The following is a 9,897-nucleotide window of genomic DNA, read 5'->3' on the forward strand; positions in this document are numbered from 1 at the left end:
GGTTCTTTCGTAAAGTACTCCAGCACGCGCCGAGGATCGAAAAACCACCCATTTTTTTGTTGGGCATAAAACATATTATTGCCGTCCACAAAGATGGAAAGACGGTTAGCAGCAGAAAACATTATAAATAGTACCTAGTTATTGTTATAAGTTAAATTAAAATGCCCTCGCCAGCAGTCGATCGTGCCGAGCGAAGCCAAGGTATGTAAATCTAGATCTGAGTAATTTGCACAAAGCCCAATTAGGTTGGCACAAAGATCTAAGGTCGGGATTTACCCAACCCGAGACCCACACACAATCTCCAGATCCGGTCAAGGTTGCTAAATTTAGCTAGTTAATTTTAAAGATATAGAATTTAACGATTAGACTGTATACCACTTAGACGGCTGGCTCGAAAGTAAAGTAACCATCGAACAGTCGGCTAACAAGGGGAGATCGAGGATTTTAAGTTTGCCTCAACTTTATCGATAAAGATCGAACAATTAGCATAATAATTTAGAAGAATAATGTATATATGAGTCCTATCTTACCAAACTTCGACTATTTCAGCGAACGTTCTTTTAATACCCAAAATATTCCGTAAATTTACCGATCGCGAGAGATTGTGCTGGCAACTGAAAATCGATCTTCAGTATTATCGCGATGATATCTCGATTTGGCTACTTATTACCGTGAGGTAGCGAGATTTGCAGATTTCAACAAACAGTCGATTGCTAGTCAAAATTTGGGCAATATAAGCAAGAGTATTCGCACAAAATCATCCAGCTTGCCGTATGGTAAATTCCCGTCATTTTCCGGCACCACCGCCACCAGCACCCAGCCTCTCAACTAATTTTCCGCCACCACCACCGGGCATCTCAACGCCAGTTGCGACCGCTGCCAGCTATAAGTTACCGCCAGGACAGCCCAGTATTGGGGCTTTGGTGGCCGAAGCTTTTGAGGCGGGTTTTTCTGACGTACATGTTGGTGTTGGTGAAATCCCCCGATTTCGCAATCGCGGTGAGATCGAGACGACTAATTATCCAGAAACCGATCTGCCTACCTTCATGTCTTGGCTGCATGAAGTGTTAAGCGAAGCAGAAATTAACACATTTAAGAATAATCTAGACTTTGATGGTGCTACCCAGTATGAATTTGCGCGGGTGCGGATCAATGTTTTTGATTCGCTTTATGGTTATGCGATGGTGATGCGACTGATTCCGATGCAGATTGCGACGATCGAAGAATTGCGGCTGCCGCCAGTATTTCGCGATGTCTGCCATTATCATAAGGGCTTAATTCTCGTCACTGGGCCGACAGGTTCGGGTAAATCGACATCGATGGCGGCGATGGTCGATTATATGAACAAGGAAATGCCGCGCCATATTATCACGATCGAAGACCCGATCGAGTTTATTCATAAGAGCAAACGCGCACTTATCAAGCATCGCGAAGTCGGTGCCAATACGCGAATGTTCGACACTGCCCTCAAAGCAGCTCTCCGGGAAGATCCCGACGTGATTTTGGTTGGAGAAATGCGCGATCGTGAGACGGTCAATACCGCACTCAAAGCCGCTCAAACCGGGCACTTAGTCATCGGTACCCTGCATACCAACAGCGCGATTAAAACCATCGAGCGGGTACTCAATCTCTTTAAACCCGAAGAACAAGCCGTCATGCGAGTCTCGTTAGCCGAATCACTAGTTGCGGTCATTTCCCAAGGTTTGTGCCGCACGACCGATGGTAAACGCGCCGCCTATCACGATATCTTGATCAATACCGAAACCGTCAAAGACTACGTTCGCGACGGTAAATATGACGATATCGCTCCCCTCATGACCGATGGTGAATTCGACGGGATGATCACCATGAACAAATCCCTCTTCGCGCTCTACCAAGAAGGTCGCATCACTGAAGAAACCGCCCTCGAACTCTCACCCACACCCAACGAGATGGCAATGATGCTACGCGGCAAAATCTAAATCCGAGATTTTACCCATTACCCCTTACCCCTCACCCATTACCCCTTACCTATTACCCCTTACCCTACCTAGATATCGGGAACACAAAACTTAATTAAAGGTCAATGGATACTGTCAGTGTCAATAACTTTAGTTAGGTTTTATCTCCATGTCTAGATCTATCATTCAAAAATCGATCGCGGCAACTCTGGGTGCGGCGGTTGTTTCCACAGGTCTGTTTGTCAGTATTTCTAGCTACGCGCAAAGCGGTACGCCTGGAACGATGACTCCTAGCCCCGCAGCTACCCCTAGCACTACTACCCCTGGTGGCATGTCTAATCCTGGCACAGCACCTGCTTCAGCGACTCCTGCTGCTGGCAAAACGATCGTCAGCATTGCTGCTGGTAACAAGAATTTCACCACCTTAGTTACAGCTCTCAAAGCCGCAGATTTAGTAGAAACTCTATCTGGTGAAGGCCCTTACACAGTATTTGCACCAACAAATGCTGCTTTTGCCAAACTACCTAAAGCGACTCTTGCCAATCTGCTCAAACCAGCGAACAAAGAGCAACTCAAAAAAGTCCTTACCTACCATGTCGTTTCTGGTACGGTAACTTCCAAGCAGCTCAAATCCGGCCCGGTTGCCACAGTGCAAGGTGGTAATGTCACTGTTAAAATCAGTGGCAAAAAGGTAAAGATAAATAACGCTAATGTCGTCCTTGCTGATGTCAAAGGTAGTAACGGCGTCATTCATGCGATCGATACCGTCCTGATCCCCGCAAAATAGTTACATCTGACTCACGATTTGCCGATCGATAGCAGCTAATTGGGGTGGGCACCGCTCACCCCAATTAGCTGTTGCTCCTACTACTGACGATTTAATAAGTCCTACCTAAACATTTAGTGACATCACACTACTATCGTGCCCGATCGACTTGAAGTAGCGATCGACATTAGATTTGAGCGCTAAACTCATAGACCGATCGTCGAAAAAACTTGGCAAATAATTAATAATTAGTAGCAGATTTTTACACCTATTTATTGTCTTCCAGATTAATAATGATGTAAAGTTTTTTTAACATAGCTACTTTTATTTTGACAGATTATCTATATTGATATCAGCAGCTTAAATTGATCCCCGATATGGGATTGACCAAAACAAATCAGTTTTAGCCAGTATCCATCTAGATAGCCGGAGCCAATAAAATGCAATTAACTCAAGATCGTACCATCCGTAAAAGCCGTTTCGTCGCTACAGCTAAAAGCTTTCTTATCTGGTGTTTTGCACTAACAGTTACTCTGTTAGTAGTTGGTTTCCCTCTGGTTGTGTTGATGGCTACGGTTGGTGCGTTACTCTCGATTACATTGCACCCGATCCTCCCAGTCAGCGCAGTATTACTCGTCGCTGGTGGGACGATCGTCCTCAATATTTTTGCTGTCGTTGTTGGCGCAGCCGTTTTGACTACCAAAGGTATCCACCCTCATGAGGTACGTTGGTTGAGCTGGTTGCACGGTGATGCAAATCCTGTAAGTACTACCACCTACGCTACTTGCCCGCTCACTTGCGATATCGATTCATAGAAATCGCTCTTATTATTGATTTCATCTATCTCATTAGCTCGGACACCCGTCCGAGCTTTTTTTGTGCATTATTTGAAAAGCTGCCACTGTTGAGTTTCGCGTTGCTCTCTACCCTATTCACTACTCACTATCTCCTATCCCCTATCCCCTATCCCCTATCCCCTATCCTCTGGTAATATGTGCAAATCTCGACCAAGTGTTCCCTACCTACTTAGCTTATGATGCGGATCTGCTTTACCCTCGGAACTCGTCCGGAAGCGATTAAATTAGCCCCAGTAATTCGGACATTTCAAGCTTCGAGCAAATTTGCCACACAGGTAATTTTAACCGGGCAACATCGGGAAATGGTCGCTCAAGTGATGGATATTTTCGGGCTGAAAGCCGATCGAGATTTGGATATCATGCAGCACCAGCAGACGCTCACAGATATTACTCAGCGCAGTTTACAGGGCTTGGAACGGCTATTCAAAGAGATCGAACCGCAGCTAGTCATCGTCCAAGGAGATACTACTACCGCATTTGCCGCCGCGCTAGCCGCATTTTATCAGCAAATCCCGATCGGGCATGTCGAAGCCGGGTTGCGGACGGATAATATCTACAATCCCTTTCCCGAAGAAGCAAATCGCCGCCTAGTCTCGCAAATTACCCAGTTACATTTTGCCCCCACCAGCCTCGCCGTCGCCAATCTCCACAAGTCTGACGTCACAGGCAAAATCTACCAGACAGGCAATACCGTCATCGACGCACTCCTCACCGTCGCCAAATCTCAACCCCCCTGCGATATCCCCGGCTTAGACTGGAGCAAATATCGCGTCATTCTCTCCACCGTCCATCGGCGCGAAAATTGGGGCGAACCGTTGCAAAGTATCGGTGCAGCGATGCTCCAGATTTTAGAAAAATTTCCCGATACAGCACTCTTACTCCCCCTCCACCGCAATCCGACAGTGCGCGAACCGCTCACCAAAATGTTGGGAGCGCATCCCCGCGTCTTCCTCACCGAACCGCTCGACTATAGCCAACTCGTCGGCGCAATTCAGCGTAGCTATCTACTGCTCTCCGACTCCGGCGGGATTCAGGAAGAGGCTCCCAGCTTAGGTAAACCTGTTTTAGTGCTGCGCGACACTACCGAGCGTCCTGAAGCCATTACGGGTGGAACGGCAAAATTAGTGGGCACGGATGTAAGTAGAATTACCGCCGCAGCCAGTGAATTATTAAGCGATCCGCAAGCATATCAAGCGATGGCAACAGCAATCAATCCGTTTGGAGACGGGACGGCTTCAGCACAGATTCTGGCTGCTGTGGAAGAGTTTTTTGGCGTGTAGAAAATACGAGCGGCAATGAATCGAGCGTTTGACGATCGCGATCGTAATTAACCCCAGCCTCCGATGAAAATCGGGGCTAGTGATGCGAAGTCCGCCTACGCGGACTAGTCGATCGGTGACAGTAGGGTGGGCACTGCCCACCATCTATGTTTCAGGCTTTTGCGATGCGATCGATACTTGCGCTGACTTACTCAGTACATAGGGCAAACTTTGTCCTAAAGTTGTAGATTAAGAGTGGAAATCTTAATTCCCCGTATGATTGCAAGTACTTCAACTCCAGTTACCATCGCCGAACATACAACCACGATCGTCCTCGATGTTGCGGGGATGAAATGTGCTGGGTGCGTGGGTGCTGTCGAAAAACAATTGCTCGCTCAATCGGGCGTAAAATCTGCCTGTGTCAATCTCCTCACTGGCGTAGCCGCGATCGCCGTAACAGCAGAAACAGCCACAGGTATCGATCTGGCTGCCAAATTGACGAGTAGTGGTTTTCCCGCTCAACCCCGCGATATCGGTGATGCGGCGGATCGATCGCAACGACTAGCACAACGCCAAGAAAAATACGATCGAGAGTCCAAGCAGCTACTTTGGCAACTAGTTACTGCTGCAATTTTACTAATATTATCCGCCGTCGGGCATTTTGCACAACCCAACACTCATCTGCATCATGGTGAATCTGCGGTACTAAATAACTTTTGGTGGCATTGGGGTTTGGCGACACTGGCGATCGCTTTTCCAGGTAGATCGATTTTGCGGGATGGCTGGCGCAGCCTGTGGCATGGTAATCCGAATATGAATACCCTCGTCGGTTTGGGGGTGATTACGTCCTATACAGCGAGTGTGGCGGCGCTGCTGGTGCCGAGTTTAGGCTGGGAATGCTTTTTTGAAGAACCCGTGATGATTATTGGGTTTATCACGTTGGGGCGCACATTAGAACAACAGGCGAAACATCGTGCGGCAACGGCATTCGATCGATTGCTCTCCCTTCAGCCGACATCGGCGCGGTTAATCAGTCGCGATCCAGAGCGTCCCCAAGCCATCGAAATCCCTGTAGAACAGGTCAAAGTCGGCGAATATTTGCGGGTACTTCCAGGCGAAAAGATCCCCACTGACGGGGCGATTCGCTGGGGACAGACGACGATCGATGAGTCGGCAATTACGGGGGAATCGATTCCGGTATTCAAGCAGGTGGGGGATATTGTCACGGCGGGAACGGTGAACCAATCTGGAGCGATCTCGATCGAGGTGACGCGCACGGGGGATGATACGACGCTAGCGCAAATTATCGCCCTCGTAGAAGCCGCTCAAACTCGCAAGGCTCCAGTGCAGCAGCTCGCCGATACGGTGGCTGGCTACTTTACCTATGGTGTGCTGGCGATCGCGATCGTCACTTGTCTATTTTGGTACTTTTTCGGCATCCACAACCTCAATTTAGATCCGCCAGTATCCACCCTCACGCCGCTCAAAGCCGCGATCGCGGTGATGGTGGTGGCATGTCCTTGTGCGTTGGGTTTAGCCACGCCGACGGCGATTCTAGTGGGGACGGGCATTGCGGCGGAGTCGGGATTATTGATCAAGGGTGGGGATGTGCTGGAAGCGGTACATCGGTTGGATACGGTGGTATTTGATAAGACAGGAACGCTGACTGAGGGTAAGCCCCAAGTTACGGACATAATTGCCGCCGATAATCTGCGATCGATCGATCTATTGCAACTAGCGGCAGCGGCGGAAAGCGTCACCAATCATCCGCTAGCGGTGGCGATTCAACAGGAAGCCGTGCGATTGGGTGTGAATTTACCGACGATTCTGGATGCGCGGACTGAAATCGGCTTGGGTGTCTATGCCCGAGTGCTAATTAGTAATACTCCGCAACCACTTGACGATAATTCAGATCGATTGCCAAGTACTCTAATTGAGGGCACAGAATATCAGGTAATTGTAGGCAATCACCACTGGTTAGCTGCTAATGGGATTGAGCTTAATCCAGATTGGGAGGCTCAGTCCGCGCAGCTAACAGCAGCAGGCAAAACCGTCATGTATGTCGCGATCGATGGTGCGATGATGGGGCTAATTGGGGTGACAGATCGCTTGCGCGATGATGCGATCGAGACTGTCAGACAATTGCAGGATTTAGGCTTGCAAGTAGTTCTACTTTCAGGTGACAGAAAGCCAGTTGCGGATATTATCGCCCAGTCTTTAGGAATTACCGATGTCTATGCCGAAGTTTTGCCTCAAGATAAAGCGCGCATCATCGCATCGCTGCAAGTAAACCAGGAATTGCCAACGCCGCGTCGAGTAGCAATGATTGGGGATGGGATTAATGACGCGCCAGCACTGGCTCAAGCCGACTTAGGCATCGCGCTCAATGCGGGTACTGATGTCGCGATCGAAGTTGCGGATATTATCTTAATGCGCGATCGGTTGTTGGATGTAGTGTACGCGATCGAGTTATCCCGCTCCACTCTCATCAAGATTCGACAAAACCTCTTCTGGGCAGCTATTTACAACTTCGTCGGTATCCCAGCCGCAGCCGGAGTCCTGTACTGGTACGGTTGGGGGGCGATGCTGAGTCCCTCAGTAGCTGGCGCGATGATGGCATTGAGTTCTGTCAGTGTGGTAACTAACTCCCTATTGTTAAAATTAGGTAGAAAAAAGTTAGTTAGTTGATTGTTTAATCCAGATTAACTCGATCGATCTCTACTTAACTTTTCGATCGAGTTACGATGGCAATCGATAGCTAACACCGCAGATGTATGACAAATATCACAGCATAATCTCGATCGCGTTTGGACAATAGACAGACAACAATCGATTCTATTGTCATCTATTATGAAAACTCGCATCCTGATTTCCTCATTCTGTATTCTTGCCGTTATTTGCTTTGATACTTTAAATCGATCTGCCATTGCCGAACAGCCAGCCGCTGTGTCTGCCATTAATCAACAAACTATCACCAACCCAGATGACGATCCTAATAACTTGACTGCGGTTTTAGTAGGTAAGAAGTATGGCTATAAGGATACTGCGGGTAAGATGGCGATCGCACCGCGCTTTGACAATGTGTACGAGTTTTTTGATGGGTTAGCAGCAGTCAAAATTGGTGAAGATTGGGGATTTATCGATCGATCCGGTCGGGTAGTTGTCGAGATGCAATTTGAGGATGCTGGCAGTTTTAGTAATGGTTTAGCCGCAGTTCAAATTGATGAAAAGTGGGGCTTTATCGATCGAGAAGGTGAAATCGCGATCGAGCCAATGTTTGATGAAGTTGAGACTTTTAGCCAAGGCTTAGCAAAAGTTAAAGTTGGGGAAAAGTGGGGGTTTATTAATACAAGAGGCTCGATTGCGATCGCCCCAATCTATGATGAGGTGGCTAGTTTTGAAAATAGTACCGCGTGGATCAGAATTGGGAAAAAAGTTGGCTACATCGATAAAACAGGTAAATTTCTACAATAAATTCAAATTTTGTCGTCCCCTAGAGATATCGTGCAATTACCCTTCTCAAAACTAGCTAAACGCCGATATTTATTATTACCGATCGCGCTAATTTTATTATATTTAGCGATCGAACTTATCGCGCGATTGGGTGCTGAAATGTTGTGGTTTGAGGAAGTTGGCTATTTGCCGATGTATTTGCTCCGGGTGCAGGCACAAGGATTATTAGGGGTGGGGATATTTGGACTGACAACAGGTTATCTATTCGGTAATTTATCACTAGCACAACGTCTTAAATCTCCCGATCCAGCGCCGCTCGATCGCCAGCAAGTAGCTCAAAATCGACTCAATCTCGATTCACAAGCCCGACGCATTCCTCGGGTCTTAAATCTCCGCTGGTTGCTGTTACTGACAATAAGTTTGAGCTTGCTAATAGGACTGCTTTTAACTCATTATTTACAAGCAGTCGTGAGTCAATGGTCGATCGATCCCACATTGCCCGATATTACACCACCCTCGCCACGGTTACTCCATCTAGATGCCCTAGTTCAGATTGCCAAGCAGTCAGTAACCCAAGGCTGGATGGTTGTGGGTGGGGTGCTCATATCGATCGCGATGCTCATCTATCCGCGCTATTTATTACGCTCGATCGCTGCAATTTTAAGTCTAGCGATCGCGTTGGTAATTTCACGACAATGGACGCGAGTTTTACCCTATTTTCAAGCGACGGCATTCGGGCATCGAGATCCGGTATTCGATCGGGATATCGGCGATTATATCTTCGGTTTACCTGTTGCGGAACTGGTGGAATTTTGGTTGATGGGGATGTGTTTGTATGGTTTTATCGCCGTTCTTTTGACATATCTATTATCGGGAGATAGCCTCAGTCGAGGAAAGTTTCTCGGATTTTCACGCGCTCAACAACGCCACCTCTATGGATTGGGTGGTAGTTTGATGTTGGTGGTGAGTTTTAGCTACTGGTTGAGCTGTCATGAGTTGCTATATTCCCTGCGCGGCGTGTCTTTTGGTGCGAGTTATACGGATATAAATGTCTTGCTCCCCGCTGAAGCCGGGTTGGGAATTTTATCACTAACACTCGGCTTATATTTGCTGTGGCGATCGATCTATTTTCCGCGCCGAGCGCAACATCGCTTGCTGCGGTGGGCGGCGATCTTATATCTGACGATGGAGATCGGTACTACTCTTATTCTCCCCACGATCGTCCAAGCGTTAGTAGTGCAGCCAAATGAATTAGTACGCGAGACACCCTATATTAAACGGACGATCGCGCAGACGCGTCAAGCTTTCGGACTCGACAAGATTGCGGCAAATAGTTTTAATCCACAAGCCAATCTTACCGAGCAAAAAATTCAGGCAAACGATCGCATTATTCGGAATATTCGGCTGTGGGATAAACAACCGCTGCTAGCTACCAATCGCCAACTGCAACAAATCCGCCTCTATTATCGCTTTCCCGATGCCGATATCGATCGATACACTTTAGCCGCAGAGCCAAAGGCATTACCCACAACGCCACTCTCGCTTGCGTTGGAGAATGGCTCCGTTGGGGTTGGCGTGGGGGGGGGGGGGGGGGGGGGGGGGGGGGGGGGGGGGGGGGGGGG

At 48.1% G+C, this 9,897-nt stretch carries 7 protein-coding genes and 1 pseudogene; 7 read left to right on the forward strand and 1 reads right to left on the reverse strand.

Going from position 1 to position 9,897, the window contains the following annotated elements; all coding sequences use genetic code 11:
- A pseudogene (locus tag RMO52_RS23775) lies at positions 1 to 122 on the reverse strand (NYN domain-containing protein); the annotation flags it as partial.
- A gap of 651 nt (positions 123 to 773) precedes the next feature.
- Between RMO52_RS23775 and RMO52_RS23780 the strand changes: the two are divergent.
- The 7 genes from RMO52_RS23780 to RMO52_RS23810 form a co-directional block, all read left to right on the forward strand.
- Positions 774 to 1,961 carry a type IV pilus twitching motility protein PilT gene (locus tag RMO52_RS23780; protein ID WP_310419300.1) on the forward strand — a complete coding sequence of 396 codons (1,188 nt, stop codon included), beginning with the start codon at positions 774 to 776 and terminating at the stop codon, positions 1,959 to 1,961.
- 148 nt (positions 1,962 to 2,109) lie between these two features.
- Entirely contained in the window at positions 2,110 to 2,727 is a 618-nt protein-coding gene (locus RMO52_RS23785) for a fasciclin domain-containing protein (protein WP_309739131.1), read from the forward strand.
- A 419-nt stretch (positions 2,728 to 3,146) separates the two neighbouring features.
- On the forward strand, positions 3,147 to 3,521 hold the full coding sequence (locus RMO52_RS23790; protein WP_309739129.1) for a hypothetical protein: 375 nt from the start codon (positions 3,147 to 3,149) through the stop codon (positions 3,519 to 3,521).
- A gap of 218 nt (positions 3,522 to 3,739) precedes the next feature.
- A complete protein-coding gene (gene wecB, locus RMO52_RS23795) occupies positions 3,740 to 4,843 on the forward strand; it encodes a non-hydrolyzing UDP-N-acetylglucosamine 2-epimerase (RefSeq protein ID WP_310419303.1) in 1,104 nt (367 codons plus the stop codon).
- Between the two features lie 255 nt (positions 4,844 to 5,098).
- Positions 5,099 to 7,510, forward strand: coding sequence for a heavy metal translocating P-type ATPase (locus RMO52_RS23800; RefSeq protein WP_310419306.1), 2,412 nt, complete (start codon positions 5,099 to 5,101; stop codon positions 7,508 to 7,510).
- A gap of 162 nt (positions 7,511 to 7,672) precedes the next feature.
- Complete coding sequence (locus tag RMO52_RS23805; RefSeq protein ID WP_309738190.1) at positions 7,673 to 8,296, forward strand: WG repeat-containing protein; 624 nt, start codon at positions 7,673 to 7,675, stop codon at positions 8,294 to 8,296.
- A gap of 30 nt (positions 8,297 to 8,326) precedes the next feature.
- Positions 8,327 to 9,897: UPF0182 family protein (locus RMO52_RS23810; RefSeq protein ID WP_310419309.1), on the forward strand; the 1,571-nt coding region annotated here is incomplete at its 3' end.

The sequence above is a fragment of the Chamaesiphon sp. OTE_8_metabat_110 genome (assembly GCF_031382685.1).
Taxonomy (GTDB): domain Bacteria; phylum Cyanobacteriota; class Cyanobacteriia; order Cyanobacteriales; family Chamaesiphonaceae; genus Chamaesiphon.